The sequence below is a fragment of the Agathobaculum ammoniilyticum genome (genome assembly GCF_025567315.1).
GTDB lineage: Bacteria > Bacillota > Clostridia > Oscillospirales > Butyricicoccaceae > Agathobaculum > Agathobaculum ammoniilyticum.
The window spans coordinates 38248-53615 of sequence record NZ_JAOQJE010000001.1; the positions used below are offsets into that span (position 1 = coordinate 38248).

Sequence of the window (15368 nt, forward strand, 5' to 3'; positions counted from 1 at the left end):
TATCCGCAGATGTTTTGCATATTTCATGGATTTGTGGTATGATAACAGGGAGAGAATGAATGACAGGGGAAACATTGGTGCTTTCCAATAAAAGCAAGGCGATCGGCTTCATCCTGCTTTCCGCGTTGGGGTTTGCGATGATGAGTGTTTTCGTCCGCTTGGCGGGCGATCTGCCTTTTACACAAAAATCCTTTTTCCGCAACGCGGTTGCGATGGTCGTGGCAGCGGTGCTGCTCAAACGCGATAGGAGCGGATTCCGGTGGGAGAAAGGGAACCTGCCTCTTTTGCTCCTGCGCGCGTTATGCGGCACGCTCGGCATTTTCTGCAACTACTATGCGATCGACCGCCTGGTTTTGGCGGACGCGAATATTTTGAATAAGATGTCGCCCTTTTTTGCGATTTTATTTTCCCTTTTCCTGTTGAAAGAGCGGGCTAACCTGTTTCAATACGGGATGGTCTTGGTGGCGTTTGGCGGGAGCATGCTGATCATCAAGCCCAGATTTTCGGCAGAGGCGTTTCCGGCGTTTATCGGCCTGCTGGGCGGTATCGGTGCGGGCGCGGCTTATACCGCGGTCCGCGCGCTTTCCCAAAAACAGGAGAAAAGCGCGCGGATCGTCTTTTTCTTCTCCACTTTTTCGACGCTGGTCACGCTGCCGTTTCTGATTTTTGATTTCCATCCGATGTCCGGGCTACAGTTTGTGTATCTGCTGGGCGCTGGCTTTGCGGCCACGCTGGGGCAGTTCGGCGTGACGCTGGCTTATGCGCATGCGTCGGCAAAGGAGATTTCTGTGTTTGATTATTCCCAGGTTTTGTTTACCGCGTTATTCGGCTTCTTCCTGTTCGGCCAGATTCCGGATTGGATGAGCGTCGTCGGCTATGCCGTGATCTGCGGCGTTTCAGTCGTCACATTTTTATATAACCGGACCGTGGAAAGCAGGGGGCAGGCGCGTGGACCGGTATGAGGTGGTTCGCTCCCGCCGGCGGACGCTGGCGGTCGAGGTGCGGCGGGATGGCGCGGTGGTGGTGCGTGCGCCGCTGCACGTTCCGGAGCGGGAGATCGCGCACTTCGTGAGCAGCCAGGCGGCTTGGATTGACCGTGCGCGTGCGAGGCAGGCGTTGCGTCGGGAGGCACATCCGGATCCGGACGCCGCGCGCTGTGTAGAACTGGAAGCGCAGGCTCGGGACGAGATTCCGCGTCGGGTGGCGCGGTATGCAGAACGGATGGGGTTGCGGCCGACTGGGATAAGGATTACCGCCGCGCGGACGCGGTTCGGCTCCTGCAGTGCGAAAAACAGGCTGTGCTTTTCCTGGCGTCTGATGGATTATCCGGACGCCGTGATTGATTATGTGGTTGTGCATGAGCTTGCGCACATTGTCCATAAAAATCACGGCCCCCGTTTTTGGGAGCTGGTGGAACGCTATATGCCGGATTACAAGCGTCGTCGCGCCATGCTGCGCGAATAGGAACAAAGGAGTGGAAAACGAAAAATGACGATTGCGGAGATTGCACAGCGGGCAGGAGTATCCAAGGCGGCGGTTTCCCGCTACCTAAATAACGGCTATATTAGCTCGGAAAAACGCGAGGCAATCCGCCGTGTCATTGAGGAGACCGGATATATCCCATCCCAGCAGGCGCAGACTTTGCGCACGGGAAAAAGCCGTATGATCGGCGTGATCGTACCGCGCATCGATTCCGAGGCGGTCAGCCGTGTGGTGGCCGGTATTTCACGCATATTTGAGGAGCAGGGTTACCGCTTACTGCTGGCCAACACCGAGAACCGGATGGACAAGGAACTGGAATATCTGGAGGTGTTCCGCACGGGAAACGTGGACGGCGTACTTCTGGTGGCAACGATCCTGTCGCCGGCGCATCGAAAGGCGGTGCAGGCGTGCAGCGTGCCGGTTGTCCTGCTGGGGCAGCAGATGGACGGGGTGACCTGTGTTTACCACGATGACCGTGGCGCGGCCTATGCGGTCACTCGGCTGATGCTACAGGGCGGCAGGAAAAAGCTCGGCTATATTGGCGTGACCCAGCGGGACAGGGCGGCGGGTGCGTCCCGACGGGCGGGTTTTTTGGATGCGCTCCATGAAGCAGGGCTGGAAGAAACGGCGTCCCGCATGGAACAGAGCGATTTCTCTATTGACGGAGGCTACGCCGCAGCGGAGCGCATGTTGCAGCGCGCAATCGATGTGGACGGGATTTTTTGTGCAACCGATTCCATAGCGATTGGCGCAATGAACCGGCTCGAGCAGTATGGACGGCGTGTGCCGGAGGATGTTGCGCTGGCAGGCATTGGCCATTCGAGGCTGGGCGAATTGATCCGTCCGCGGCTCACGACCGCGCATTACTATTACCAGACCAGCGGTGAAGAGGCAGCAAAAGATCTGATTGAAATGATTGAACAGGGGATGGATCGCAAAAAACAGCTCAAGTTAGGCTTTGAAATCCGTTTGGGAGAAACGACCTGAAGCGGAAAACCATAGAAAAGGGTGCAGCCGTTCCTGCTAAGGCAGGAGCGGATTTTTTTGTGTAAAATGGGGTATCCTGAAAGGGGGTTGGATGAAATGCGCAAAAAGAGAGCGGGATATTTGGACAGGATTGCGGATTTACAAAGGCATGCATAAGACGTATAATATAACCTATAAAATGAAATCGATTTCATAAAAAGAAAGGGAGAATCGCGGTGGATTACAAAAAAGCGGCGGCCGGAGTGCTGGAAAGCATCGGCGGGAAAGAAAACATCATTTCGGCGGCGCATTGTGCAACGCGCTTGCGCCTTGTGATCGCGGACAACGGCAAGGTTGACAAGAAAACGCTGGAAAACGCGGAAGGCGTGCAGGGCGTATTTGAGGCGCAGGGACAGCTTCAGATCATTTTCGGCACAGGCACGGTAAACAAGGTGTACGATGAATTCATCGCGCAGTCCGGCGCGGCGGCGGTCAGCAAGGACGAGGCAAAGGCGCAGGGCGCGCGGAAAGGCAACTGGTTCCAGCGCGCGATCAAGACGCTGGGCGATATTTTCGTGCCGATCATTCCGGCGATCGTGGCGTCCGGCTTCCTGATGGGCATTATGGAGTCGCTCAAGTTCATGGTGAACAACGGCTTCATCGAGCTGGACAGCACAAGCTCACTGTTTGTGTTCGCGGATCTGTTTTCCAATGTTGCGTATACGTTCCTGCCTATTCTGATCGCATTTTCAGCGGCCAAGGTTTTTGGCGGCAACCCGTTCCTCGGCGCGGTCGTCGGCATGATTATGATTCACCCCAGCCTGCAAAACGCATGGACGGTAGCGGACGGTGTGCAGACCTATCAGGAGGTGTTTTTCGGCTTATACGAGGTGCCGCTGGTCGGTTATCAGGGGCATGTCATTCCGGTCATCATCGCGGTGTGGGTGATGTGCTTCCTGGAAAAGCGGCTGCATAAAATCGTGCCGCCGATGTTCGACCTGTTCGTCACCCCGCTGGTTTCTGTGTTTGTGACCGGATACCTCACGCTGGCCGCAATCGGGCCGCTGTTCACGACGGTGGAAAACTTTGTGATCGACGGCGTGCAGTGGCTGATTGCGATTCCGTTCGGCATCGGCTCGTTTATCATGGGCGGGCTGTATGCGACGACCGTCGTTTCCGGTATCCATCATATGTATACCATCATCGACCTCGGCCAGCTAAGCGCATACGGCCTGACGTTCTGGCTGCCGCTGGCCAGTGCGGCGAATGTGGCGCAGGGCGGCGCGGCGCTGGCGGTCGCGATCAAGACCCGCAATAAAAAACTCAAATCCATGGCCCTGCCCGCGTCGCTGTCGGCGTTCATGGGCATTACGGAACCCGCGATCTTCGGTGTGAACCTGCGCTTTTTCCGTCCGTTCATCGCCGGTGCAGTTGGCGGCGCGTGCGGCGCGCTTTACGCTTCGATTGTCGGGCTGGGTGCGACGGGTACGGGCGTAACGGGCATCTTTGGCATCCTTCTGCACCTGCACCATCCGATCCAATATATCCTGACCGTCGGCATAGCGGCGGGCGTTGCGTTTGCGCTTTCCTGGATCATGGGAATCCCTGAGGAGGCGAGTCAGCCGCAGCCGTATCCGGCTGCGGCGCCGGAAGCGGCACAGCCGGCGGCCGTGCCGCAGGGCAGGATGGTAACGGTGGCCGCGCCGCTGACCGGCGAGGCGGTCCCGCTTTCCAAAACCGGAGATCCGGCGTTTGCAGCTGAGGTTTTGGGGAAAGGCGTTGCGGTAAAGCCTGCGGAAAACAGGATATATGCGCCCTGTGCGGCGGAGGTCACGGCAGTCATGGGCCATGCGATCGGCCTGCAGTGCGATAACGGCGTGGAGCTGCTGATCCATGTGGGTATTGATACGGTGAACCTGAACGGCAAGCATTATACCGGCCACGTGGTGGAGGGGCAGCGCGTGCAGGCAGGCGAGCTGCTACTCGAATTCGATGCGGAAGCGATCGAAAAAGAGGGCTATAAGACTATCACGCCGGTGATTGTGACCAATTCGGACCAGTATGCGGCCGTTGAACTGTCGCTGGGCTCGGTAACGGCAAAGCGGGATACGCTGCTCACGCTGGCCGCGCAGGAGGAGGATGCATGAGCAACGCATTACACAGGGACTTGGCGCGTCTGGTCGAGCGGGTCGAACGCGAAGACGGACCGCGCGCTGCGGCGGACCCCTACCGCCAGCGGTTCCATCTGATGCCGCCGGTGGGCTGGCTCAATGACCCGAACGGCCTGTGCCGGTGCGGGGAATGGTATCATGTATTTTACCAGTACGGCCCGTTTGACGCGGCGGGCGGTGTCAAGCACTGGGGGCATTACCGGAGCCGCGATCTGCTGCAGTGGGAAAAGCTGCCGGTCATGCTCTATCCGGATGAGCCGTGGGACGTCCACGGCGTATATTCCGGCTCCGCGCTGGTCGAGGATGGAGTCATGTATCTGTATTACACCGGCAACGTCAAGCAGGCGGGGGATTATGACTATATCACAGCGGGACGCGGGCATAATACCGCACTTGCCGTCTCGCGGGACGGGGTATCGGTGCAGTCCGACGAGCTGCTGCTCACCAACGCCGATTATCCGGCCGGACTGACCTGTCATGTGCGCGACCCCAAGGTATGGCAGCAGGATGGGATGTATTATATGGTGCTGGGTGCGCGCACGCTGGACGATCGGGGCGAGATATTGGTATTCGAGTCCGCGGACAAACGGCGGTGGAGGCATCGCAATACGCTCACCACACCGGAAAAGTTCGGCTATATGTGGGAGTGTCCTGACCTGTTCGGGCTGGAGGGACTGTCCTTTCTGGTCTGCTCGCCGCAGGGGGTTGACCGCCAGGGCGATCGATACCAGAATATCTATTCCAGCGGTTATTTTCCGCTGCATGGGGATTTTCGGGGCGAGTACATGCTCGGTGGCTTTACCGAGCTGGACTGCGGCTTTGATTTCTATGCGCCGCAGTCGTTCGAGGACCGCGGCCGCCGCCTGATGATCGGATGGATGGGCATGCCGGACGCGGAGTATCAAAACCCGACCGTGGAGAGCGGCTGGCAGCACTGTCTGACCGTGCCGTGTGAGATTTCCCGTGACGGCACACGGCTGCTGCGGTATCCGGTGCCAGAACTGGAAAAGCTCCGTCAGGAGCGCGTTGCACCGGAAAACGCGAAGGTGTTCGATCTGGAATACAGCCCGCAGGGCGCGGGAAAGCTTGTCATTCGGGAGAGCCTTGTGGTAGAATGGGAGGGGAACCGGATAACCCTGTCTTTCCAGTCGGGAGATGCGGGGCGCACCATGCGCCGCGCCTGCGTGGAGCGGGAGGTCGAGCATTTGCGCATCCTTGCGGATGCGTCCTCGGCAGAGGTGTTCGTAAACCGTGGCGAGCGGGTGCTTTCCACCCGCTATTATCCGGCGCCCGAGGCGCGCGGCATCGCGTTTACAGGAGCAGGGGAGGCTGCGCTGTGGGCGATGGGCGCGCTGGAAATCCAATAGCAGGTGGAATGGGAACCATGTATCAATTGCTTGCGCTCGACCTGGACGGTACGCTGCTGGACCGGTCGAGCCGTGTGACCAAACAAAACGCCCGCGCCGTGCGCCGCGCGCAGATGGCCGGCGTGAAGATTGCGCTTTGCACCGGACGTCATCTGGCGGATGCTCGGCTGTTCGGCGAACAGCTTTTCGCGCCTGCGGACTGGGCGGTCACGGTAAACGGCGCGTTGGTCAGCCGGCTGGATGGGTCGGAAATCGTGCTGTCCGCCGGGCTGGACCAGCGGGATTGCCGAACCATATTGGAGGTGTGCAGCCGCTATGCTTCCGACCCTTGCTTTTATACAGCGGAACGGCTGTATTTTGGCGACGGGTTCAACCGCTTTTTTGACGAGCTGAGGCGGCACGGTTATCATATGGTCAGCCGCCAGTGGGATGGCGCGGTCTATGTGAAAGAGATGGCGGATTGGGAGGCGCTGCTGGAGGAAAAGGAGCTTTCCTTTTCCAAGGCGATTTTGTACCACCGTGACCCGTCTGTTGTGGACGGCATGATGCACGCGCTGGAGGCGACCGGACGGTTTGAGCTTGCGCCATCCGTGATGTACGGGGGCGCTTTGAAAAACGTGGAGGTCAACCGGAAAGGCGTACACAAGGGCAGAGGGCTGGAGCGGCTTGCCGCGCATCTCGGTTTTTCCATGCAGCAGGTGATGGCGGTCGGAGACAGCGATAACGACTTGACCATGCTGCGGCAGGCAGGCCTGAGCGTGGCGATGGGGAACGCGCCCGCTCACATCCGCGCCGCTGCGGATGCCTGCACGGCGGATCATACGGAAAATGGGGTCGCGAGGGCGATAGAACGGTATTTGCTGGAGGAACGGATATGAAAAAGGTTATGGCGATCGGGGAGCTGCTCATTGACTTTGTGCCGCAGCAGAAAGGCTGCGCGCTGGACGAGGTCACCCATTTTGAGCGCGTGGCGGGCGGCGCGCCTGCGAATGTCGCCGCCGCGGTCGCGCGGTTGGGCGGCACGGCGGGCATGATATCCCAGGTCGGCGAGGATGCGTTCGGTACGCATATCCTCAAGGTCCTGCAGTCCAACGGCGTGGATACCGGAAACGTGTTTCGCACCGGAAAGGCGAACACCGGTCTGGCCTTTGTATCCCTGGACGCTTCCGGAAACCGTGAGTTCTCCTTCTTCCGCAATCCCTCGGCCGACCTGTTTTTGTGTGAAGAACAGATCACGCCCGCCATGTTTGCGGACTGCGCGGCACTGCATTTCTGTTCAGTGGACCTGGTGGACTGGCCGGTCAAGGCAGCGCATCGCCGGGCGATCGGCCTGGCGCAGGAAGCTGGCGCGCTGATTTCTTTTGACCCCAATGTGCGTCTGCCGCTGTGGGAGCGTCCGGAGGACTGCCAGGCCGCGATACGGGCGTTCCTGCCGTTTGCCGACCTAGTCAAGCTGTCGGATGATGAGGTGGAGTTCGTGACTGGCTGCAAAGAGGAGCGCGAGGCTGCGCGCAGGCTGTTTGCGGGCGGCTGCCGCATGCTGCTCGTTACGCGCGGGGCGGACGGGGCGGCGATCTACACACGCGGCGCGTACGCGGAAACCGAAACGATTCCGGTTCCTGTTACGGATACAACGGGCGCGGGCGATTCTTTCATCGGTTCGTTTCTGTACCAGCTGACACGGGACGGGGTTACGGCGGAGCAGCTCGATCGGCTTTCGGAGGAACGGCTGGCCTCCTACTTACAGTTTTCCGCGCGGTATGCGTCGCTCACCGTACAGCGCAAGGGAGCGGTGATGGCGACGCTGGAGGAGCTTCGGCGGGCCTATCCGGATAAAGAATAAAAAAGCGGTCTGCGTTTCGGGCGCAGACCGCTTTTCAAAAGTATGGGGAGAGCGGCGGTGCGGCGGCCAGCCGCCCTGCCGCTTCAGGAAAGTCGCGCCGCAGCCGCGCAGCGCAGCGGCGGCAGAAATCCTCGTAAAGCAGGGGCTCGTCCCGCATTTGCTGTTTGAAGCCCCAGATATGGGTGAAATAACCCTGCTGCCTGCCGCTGAACAACGCGGCAAGGTCGGACAGCGCGGCGGCATGGACGCGCTCCCGCGCCGCGCACATTGCCAGGAGCCGCTGTTCGGCAAAGACCATGTAGGTCAGCACGTCGTCCGCAGTAGCGGAGGCGCGGATAAAGCGGATTGCGGTATCCGTATAATGCCGCCGGAACGCATCGCTGCCAAAATAGGCAAGCGCGGTGTTATAGGGGCGCACGGCCCAGTCAAAAGCAGAAAAGTCAAAGCCACGCGTCTGGGAGAAGGCCTCCGGCCCAGGGTAGATATCGGGCATGATATCCTCTGTGTGGACCGCGGCGGCATCCAGCCCGCGGAGCAGCGGCGCAAGCGGCTTCCAGACAATAAAATCGGTATCGATCATCACACAGGGCGCGGGCATGGCGGAAAGCGCATACAGCTTGCCGGCCGCCCAAAACGCGATGGGGTTGACATCCTCTGGCATGGCGTCGAGCAGAGGATGCACCCCGCCGTCCCAGAGAAAGGAAAAGCCAAGCGCATCATAGTATCGCTTGGCGGTGCTGTCGCAGATCATGCGGATGGAGCCGTTGGTTTTCTGCCAAGAGAGCGCGGAAAGCGCGGTCGTCAGCAGTTCAAACGGTTCGACCGCGTAGGGCCGGTCCGGTGTGCGCGCGAAAAAGGGGCACGTCCAGTTGATATGAAACGCGGAAAGCATTCAAATCAGCTCCAATCCATAGCCGCCGACAAAGTAAGTGCAGGAACCCCCAAAATGCGAACCAGAACCGGACGAACGATAACTTGTGCGGTAGGACGTAGTATAGGAGGTCAGGTAGGAACCAGAGCCGGAACCGCATTGCACCCAAACCGTGCGCCGGATCGTGATGCCGTCTTCGGTCACGACGGTTTCGAGGGGGGGCAACGCGCCTCCCATGACGGGAACAGGGGCTTGTCCCTCCTCAACGGGGTACCAGCCGGCGGGATAAGGGGCGGCGGGGAATATCGGCTCGGGCGTTTGCTCGACCGGCCGGCAGTGCTTCGCATAACTGTCCAAATCAAATACAACACCGTCGATCTCGCGGTATTGCTCGGGATTCATCGCCAAAATGCCGTTGGATTTTGCCATGCAGAACCGCCTCCCCGTTAAAGTAGATGCACTGATAAGTAAATTATACTGTAATGGACTGAAAACCGCAACGAGAAAATCGCCGCCCGAGGAAAAATTTGCGGACTGCAGGCTTTACAGGGCGCTTGGCGGAACGTATAATATACCAGGATACGGATAAGGGAGTTTTGGAAATGGATTTTTTGACACTCGAGCAGTCCGTCTGGCCGCGCCTGCAGGAAGAAAAGCGGCCGATTGTTTTATACGGCATGGGAGACGGCGCGGATAAGATACTTCGGCAGTTTGAGCGGCTGGGGATTCAGGCCGCCGCAGTATTTGCAAGCGATGAATTTGTGCGGGGACACAGCTTCCGCGGGTTTCGGGTGCATCGGCTGGACGAGGTGGTCGATGCGTTTGGGGAGGATATCCTGATTGTGATTGCGTTTGCCAGCCAGCGTCCGGAGGTGCTGGACAAGATGTATGCGCTCGACCGGCGCTTCGACGTGGTCGCGCCGGATGTGCCGGTCGTGGAGGGCGCGGTATTTGACGAAGCGTTCGTGCGCGCGCACAGCGGGGAGATGGAGCGGGCGTATGCGCTTCTGGCGGATGAACGATCGCGCACCGTGTTTCTGGATACCGTCCGTTTCAAGCTGTCCGGCAGGCTTTGTTATCTGTGCGCGAGCGAAACCGATAAGGATGAGGTGTTCCGTACCGTGCTGCGCCTCGGGCCGGAGGAGCGTTTCGCAGACTTGGGCGCCTATAACGGGGACACGATCCGCGAGCTGCTGCACTATACTGGCGGGCGCTTCACTTCGGTCACAGCGCTCGAGCCTGACCGGCGCAGCTTTCGCAAGCTGTCCGCCTACGCGGAAGAACAGCTTACGGGGGATATAACGCTGGAACAGGCGGGCGCATGGTCGGAGGATACGGTCCTGTGCTTTTCGGACCAGGCGGGGCGGCAGTCGCGCATCTCGCATGTGGGCAGGGAAACAAGGATGCGCGCGCTGGACAGCGTGCTGCGCGGCAGGCCATGCACCTATTTGAAAATGGATGTGGAGGGCGCGGAGCGGGAGGCGCTGCGCGGCGCGGCGCAGACCATCCGAAGCTGGCGGCCCAAGCTCAACCTTGCAGCCTACCATAGGAGCGGAGATTTCTTTTCCCTTGCGCTGCAGGTGCATGCGCTTTGTCCGGATTACCGGCTTTACCTGCGCCACCATCCGTATGTGCCGGCATGGGATACCAACCTGTATGCGGTCTGCCCATAAAACAGGAAAAGAGCGCTGCCTGCGGGCAGCGCTCTTTATGTATGGTTTATTCGCCTTCTGCGAGGCGGTAGCCGACGCCTACCTCGGTGAACAGATATTCCGGCTCGGCGGGGTTCTTTTCGATTTTGCGGCGGATGTTCGCCATGTTGACGCGCAGGATCTGATTATCACCGCCCGCGCGGGGCCCCCACAACTCCTTAATAATGTAGTCGTAGGTCAGTACCTTGCCGGCGTACTTGCCAAGCAGGGCGACGATGCGGAATTCGCTCAGCGTCAAATGGACGTTTTCTCCCCGCACCAGGACCTGATGCTTGTTGTAGTCGATGGTCAGGTCCCCGACCGTATAGGTGCCGCGCTGGGCGATCTCGTCGTTGTCCGAGGTGGTGCGGGTGTGGCGGATTGCCGTGCGGACACGGGCCAGAAGCTCGGCTGTGCCGAACGGCTTGGTCAGATAGTCGTCCGCGCCGAGGTCGAGCGCGCCGACCTTGTCATGCTCATGCGAGCGGGCGGAAACGACCACCACCGGCAGGCTGGACCAGGAACGCAGGCTGTTGAGTACCTCCAGCCCGTCCATGTCCGGCAGGCCGAGGTCCAGAATGACCAGATCGGGACAATGGGAGGACAGCATGGACATTGCCTCCGCACCGGTGCGGGCTTGTATCGTTTCGTAACCGTTGGAATTGAGGATAGTGGAAATAAAATGCGAAATGCTTTTTTCATCTTCTACAATCAGGATTTTTTCTCGGATATTCATTTAAGTTCCTCCTCGGAAAGCGGCAGCAGGAAAGAAAATTCCGCGCCCGCTCCCATATTTTTTGCTTCCATAGTACCACTGTGCGCGCGTACGATCGCCATACAGACCGACAGGCCTAGGCCCATATTGCGTTTCCCATCCCCAGCGGGCGTTTCGTTGCGTTTCATGCTGCCGTCAAATAGCGTCGGAAGCTCCTTGGGGGGAATGCCTTTGCCGTTGTCCTGCACGGAAAAACAGGCGTATTTGCCCTCCTGATGCACGGAAAGCAGAATGTTTGTCGTTGTCTCACCATGGATCACCGCGTTTTCCAGAAGATTGGACAGCACCTGTTCGATCAGGATAGCGTCCATGGGGACAAACAGGAGATCGCTCGGCGCGGCAACGCGGATGGAAACATCGGGAAACCGCTTGCGGAATTTCTGCACGACCTCGCCGAGGATTTCCTCCACGACCTCCGGCTGTTTGGTAATCTGGGCGCGCGCGTCCCCGATGCGGGTGATGGAGAGCAGGTTTTCCACCACGCGGATCAGCCACTGCGCCTCGTCGCGGGCGTCCTCTAGAAGCTGGCGCTGCTCGGCAATCGGCAGGTTGGGCGTTTCCAGAAGGGTGGAGGTGACGCCGACGATCGATGTCAGCGGCGTGCGGATATCGTGAGAAACCGAGCGCAGCAGATTGGCGCGCATTTTCTCTTTTTCGCTTTCCGCCCGAATCCGCTCCTGCTGCTTGAGCTTGGTGGTCATCGTACAGGTGATGAGCGAGACGCACAGCATGGTCAGGAACGTCAGCGGATAGCCGGACAGCGTAAAGTTGAACGCCCAGTATGGATAAGTAAAAATATAGTTGATGCCAATGACGCTGAACAGAGCGGCCAGGATACCGAAAAAATAGCCGGTCGTTAAACGTGAAACCAGCAGGACGGCCAGTACGAAAATCGGATACGCAAAGCCGTCGATGCTATCGGCAATGCTTAAAATAACGCACAATTCAATCGCGCAGGCCAAAATGCCCGCGGTAACCGCAAAATCGCGTGCGGAAAAGGAAAAAAACGGACTCCGATGCTTTGAGCTTTGCAAAATGGGACACTCCCTATTATCAATTGGGTACAAAAACATTATAGCAGAAAAGGTGTTAAAAATCTGTTAATATCCTTTACAAAATCTGAACGGGAAAAAGTTGCCGTTTGACGGAAGATTAACAAATCAAAACGCGACCTTAGCAGCGGTTAAACGGGATTATGCGCTATAATAGAGACAACAGAAAGGGATTCTGTGCAAGATGAAAAAGGGAGTGTTTCTAATGAGTAAAAATTTGCAAGAGTATCTGCAGGACAACGAAACCGTGCTGTGGCAGGGGGAGCCCGCGGCGTTTCCGCTGATTGAAAACGGCAATAAGACCCGCGTACTGCGTACATGGTTGCTGACCGTTGTGATTATTGGCGGCCTGCTTGCAGCTTATGTTACGAAGAACAGCCAGTGGAGCATGAATGTTGCAATCGGTATGGTAGTCATCGGCGCTGTGATTATGATTTCCCCAGTCTTTGAGCGTGCAAGCGTGAAGCGTCAGAAATACTACATCACCAACCAGCGTGCTATTCTGGAATTCGACGCCAAGACTTTCTACTCCATGGATCTGTCCGACATTGATGATTATAAGGTTGTCAGCGATGTGGCGAACGAAGACAGCGTCGTTCTGGGCAGCAAGATTTTTGAAGAGGTAAATAAGCAGCTCCGCTGGAGAGCGTGCCATCCTATGATCGACCGTCAGAACACCACGAATCGGACCCGGGCGGAAGCACTGGTTTTCTATGGCGTAAAGAACGCGGAAGCTGCCGTGGAGCTCTTGGAGGGCCGTGACGCCACTCGCGCTGCATAAGACTTTCAATTGATATGAACGGGAAAAGGGCTGCAGAATATTCTGCAGCCCTTTTTATCAAGCGAACTGCCTTTTACCAGGAAAGCAAGAAAGGGATGACAATTGGCTGGTATTGTGATATAATTCCAAACATACACAGGTTTGCTATCCGGAAAACCGCGTTAAAATTATTTTGACGCGTCTGTTAGGAAGCAAAAAATAGGTTAAAATGATAAAATCAGGCGCTCGTGGCAAGAATAGCGGTGCGGCTGATAGTTTGGAGGAGTTTGCTTGCTTTGGAGTGCTCTGCGCAGGGGGGACCTGCAGACCGCAATCATCACGCTTGCGTTGTCGCTCCCTGCGGTCGTTTTATGCCTCACCGTGCATGAGGCCGCGCATGGAGGAATGGCCTATCTGCTGGGCGATCGCACGGCGCGCGATTCCGGCCGCGTCACGCTTTCCCCTTTAGCGCATATTGATCCGGTCGGTTTTTTATGCCTGCTGGTGTTCGGATTTGGCTGGGCGCGGCCTGTGCCGGTCAATATATCGAACTTCAAAAATAGAAAAGCGGGTATGGCGCTGACTGCCGCTGCAGGTCCCGCAGCCAATTTCATCACGGCGTTTTTGGCGTTTGCGGGTTATCTGGCGATCGGGGTTTACCTGCTGGGAACGCAGGTTTTCTCGTTTGGCGTAGGCGGTGTTTACCTCCTGATGTCTCTTTTGACATCTGGACAGATCGCCGCGAACGGCATCGCGGTATTTCTGCTTGTGCTGATGATCTTTTTGGGCTATACGGCGGTTTTGTCCGTGGGCCTCGGGGTATTCAACCTTATCCCTGTTCATCCGCTGGACGGGTCGCGCGTGGTTGACGCGTTCCTGCCGTTCTCCTGGTCGCTCAAGCTGCAAAAATACCAGGGTGTGATCCTGCTCCTGTTTGTTGCGGCAATCTGGTTCGGCTGGCTGGACGGGCTGATGCTGATGGCGGACAGTGCGGCCATCAACCTGGCGGCACGGTTTGTCGGACTGTTTTTATAGCAGGATGCTGTCATGGATTTTCATTTGGAGAATTTTGATGGCCCGCTCGATTTATTGCTGCATCTGATCGCCAAAAACAAGGTCAGCATTTACGACATCCCGATCGCGGTGATACTCGATCAGTATATGGAAGTCCTGCATGCGGCCGAGGCGATGGACCTTGACATCGCGGGGGATTTCGTGGCGATGGCGGCGCAGCTTGTTTACATCAAGTCGAAGATGCTGCTGCCGCGCCATGAGGAGGACGAGGAGGACGATCCCCGTGCCGGACTGGTTGAGATGCTGCTGGAATACCAGCGCCTAAAAGAAATCACGCCGTATTTCCGCGAAAAAGGGGAGCTCGGGCGGGATATCTTCGTCAAACCGCCGGAAAACCTGGGGGAAGCGCCGAAAGAATACCGCCAGTCGGTCAACGATCTGGTTCGGGCGGCTAACAATATGCTGCGCAAGGCCCAGCGGCGGATACCGCCGCCGGCGAGCGCGTTCTCCGGCATTGTCGGGCGGGAGCCTGTGCCGGTCGAAACGCGGATCACCGCGATCCTTCGGCGGTTTATCCGGTCGGTCCGCGTGCCGTTTCGAAGGCTGTTTGACGACGCGAAAAACCGTTCAGAGATCGTCGCGACCTTTCTGGCGGTGCTTGAGCTGTCCAAGACCCGCCGTATCCTGCTGGAAGGCGACGGAGAGGATATGGAGTTGACGCTTACAAACGATAAAGGAGAGAGTAACGTCTGATGACCGAACTCGAAGCCGGCCTGGAGGCTGTGCTGTTCGCCGCAGGGGACGCTGTACCGGTCGACCGGCTGGCCGCAGCGCTGGAAGCGCCGCGAGGCGCGGTGCTTGAGGCCGCCGCAGCGCTGGAAAACCTATATGATTTTGAAAACAGGGGTCTGATGCTGCTGCGGCTGGAGGACAAGCTACAGCTCTGTTCGCGTCCGCTGTATGCGGACGCGGCCCGTCGGGTGACCGAATCGCGCAAGCCGCCGTCCCTGTCTCCGGCCGCGCTGGAGGTGCTGACGATCGTCGCGTACCGCCAGCCGGTGACAAGGGCGTTCATCGACCAGCTGCGCGGCGTGGATTCGGGCGGCACCGTTGCAGGGCTGGCAGAAAAGGGCCTGATCGAAGAAGCCGGACGCATGGATGTACCCGGCCGGCCGATCCTTTATCGCACGACCGAGATATTCCTGCGGACGTTCGCGCTCAGTAGCCTGAGCGAGCTGCCCGCGCTGCCATCGCTTGAGGAAAACGAACAAATGGAGCTGGATTTGGACGGGCGGCAGCCTGAGGCCGCGTTGGAGGGACAACTGCAGATAGAGTCCCCGCCCACGCGGGCGTGGCCGGAGGAAACGGAGTGAAGC

At 58.3% G+C, this 15368-nt stretch carries 16 protein-coding genes; 12 read left to right on the forward strand and 4 right to left on the reverse strand.

Annotated features, from left to right (window positions below; all coding sequences use genetic code 11):
* Nucleotides 1–59: 59 nt before the first annotated feature.
* The 7 genes from OCV66_RS00215 to OCV66_RS00245 all read left to right on the forward strand — a co-directional run bounded on the left by OCV66_RS00215 (nt 60) and on the right by OCV66_RS00245 (nt 7829).
* Nucleotides 60–962 (forward strand): DMT family transporter, encoded by a 903-nt coding sequence (locus OCV66_RS00215; protein ID WP_147573632.1) that lies wholly within the window; start codon nt 60–62, stop codon nt 960–962.
* Complete coding sequence (locus OCV66_RS00220) at nt 949–1464, forward strand: M48 family metallopeptidase (protein WP_147573633.1); 516 nt, start codon at nt 949–951, stop codon at nt 1462–1464. Before OCV66_RS00215 ends, OCV66_RS00220 begins: the two co-directional genes overlap by 14 nt.
* A 24-nt stretch (nt 1465–1488) precedes the next feature.
* Nucleotides 1489–2469 carry a LacI family DNA-binding transcriptional regulator gene (locus OCV66_RS00225; protein ID WP_147573634.1) on the forward strand — a complete coding sequence of 327 codons (981 nt, stop codon included), beginning with the start codon at nt 1489–1491 and terminating at the stop codon, nt 2467–2469.
* Nucleotides 2470–2684: 215 nt separating this feature from the next.
* On the forward strand, nt 2685–4595 hold the full coding sequence (locus OCV66_RS00230) for a PTS beta-glucoside transporter subunit IIBCA (protein WP_147573635.1): 1911 nt from the start codon (nt 2685–2687) through the stop codon (nt 4593–4595).
* A complete protein-coding gene (locus OCV66_RS00235) occupies nt 4592–5986 on the forward strand; it encodes a glycoside hydrolase family 32 protein (RefSeq protein ID WP_107632063.1) in 1395 nt (464 codons plus the stop codon). Before OCV66_RS00230 ends, OCV66_RS00235 begins: the two co-directional genes overlap by 4 nt.
* Nucleotides 5987–6003: 17 nt before the next feature.
* The gene (locus OCV66_RS00240) at nt 6004–6864 is read left to right on the forward strand and encodes a Cof-type HAD-IIB family hydrolase (protein ID WP_159068215.1); all 861 of its coding nucleotides are present in this window, start codon (nt 6004–6006) and stop codon (nt 6862–6864) included.
* The gene (locus tag OCV66_RS00245; protein WP_147573636.1) at nt 6861–7829 is read left to right on the forward strand and encodes a carbohydrate kinase family protein; all 969 of its coding nucleotides are present in this window, start codon (nt 6861–6863) and stop codon (nt 7827–7829) included. Before OCV66_RS00240 ends, OCV66_RS00245 begins: the two co-directional genes overlap by 4 nt.
* Before the next feature lie 34 nt (nt 7830–7863).
* Here OCV66_RS00245 and OCV66_RS00250 read toward each other — a convergent pair whose 3' ends face one another.
* A complete protein-coding gene (locus tag OCV66_RS00250; RefSeq protein ID WP_054327667.1) occupies nt 7864–8721 on the reverse strand; it encodes a hypothetical protein in 858 nt (285 codons plus the stop codon).
* Nucleotides 8722–9129 carry a hypothetical protein gene (locus OCV66_RS00255; protein ID WP_054327666.1) on the reverse strand — a complete coding sequence of 136 codons (408 nt, stop codon included), beginning with the start codon at nt 9127–9129 and terminating at the stop codon, nt 8722–8724.
* A gap of 173 nt (nt 9130–9302) precedes the next feature.
* Here OCV66_RS00255 and OCV66_RS00260 point away from each other — a divergent pair, with 173 nt between their 5' ends.
* Nucleotides 9303–10373, forward strand: a complete 1071-nt coding sequence (locus tag OCV66_RS00260) for an FkbM family methyltransferase (protein ID WP_107632066.1) — start codon at nt 9303–9305, stop codon at nt 10371–10373.
* A 46-nt stretch (nt 10374–10419) separates the two neighbouring features.
* Here OCV66_RS00260 and OCV66_RS00265 read toward each other — a convergent pair whose 3' ends face one another.
* Nucleotides 10420–11127 (reverse strand): response regulator, encoded by a 708-nt coding sequence (locus OCV66_RS00265; RefSeq protein ID WP_054327664.1) that lies wholly within the window; start codon nt 11125–11127, stop codon nt 10420–10422.
* Nucleotides 11124–12200, reverse strand: a complete 1077-nt coding sequence (locus OCV66_RS00270) for a sensor histidine kinase (RefSeq protein WP_242977957.1) — start codon at nt 12198–12200, stop codon at nt 11124–11126. Before OCV66_RS00270 ends, OCV66_RS00265 begins: the two co-directional genes overlap by 4 nt.
* A gap of 223 nt (nt 12201–12423) precedes the next feature.
* On the opposite strand from OCV66_RS00270, the gene OCV66_RS00275 reads away from it, so the two are divergent.
* The 4 genes from OCV66_RS00275 (at nt 12424) to scpB (ending at nt 15365) form a co-directional block, all read left to right on the forward strand.
* Complete coding sequence (locus tag OCV66_RS00275) at nt 12424–12999, forward strand: hypothetical protein (RefSeq protein ID WP_054327662.1); 576 nt, start codon at nt 12424–12426, stop codon at nt 12997–12999.
* A gap of 270 nt (nt 13000–13269) precedes the next feature.
* Nucleotides 13270–14013: a site-2 protease family protein gene (locus tag OCV66_RS00280; protein ID WP_054327661.1), complete on the forward strand. Its 744-nt coding sequence runs from the start codon at nt 13270–13272 to the stop codon at nt 14011–14013.
* Between the two features lie 12 nt (nt 14014–14025).
* Nucleotides 14026–14745, forward strand: a complete 720-nt coding sequence (locus OCV66_RS00285; RefSeq protein ID WP_054327660.1) for a segregation and condensation protein A — start codon at nt 14026–14028, stop codon at nt 14743–14745.
* Nucleotides 14745–15365 carry an SMC-Scp complex subunit ScpB gene (gene scpB / locus OCV66_RS00290; protein WP_054327659.1) on the forward strand — a complete coding sequence of 207 codons (621 nt, stop codon included), beginning with the start codon at nt 14745–14747 and terminating at the stop codon, nt 15363–15365. Before OCV66_RS00285 ends, scpB begins: the two co-directional genes overlap by 1 nt.
* Nucleotides 15366–15368: the final 3 nt, after the last annotated feature.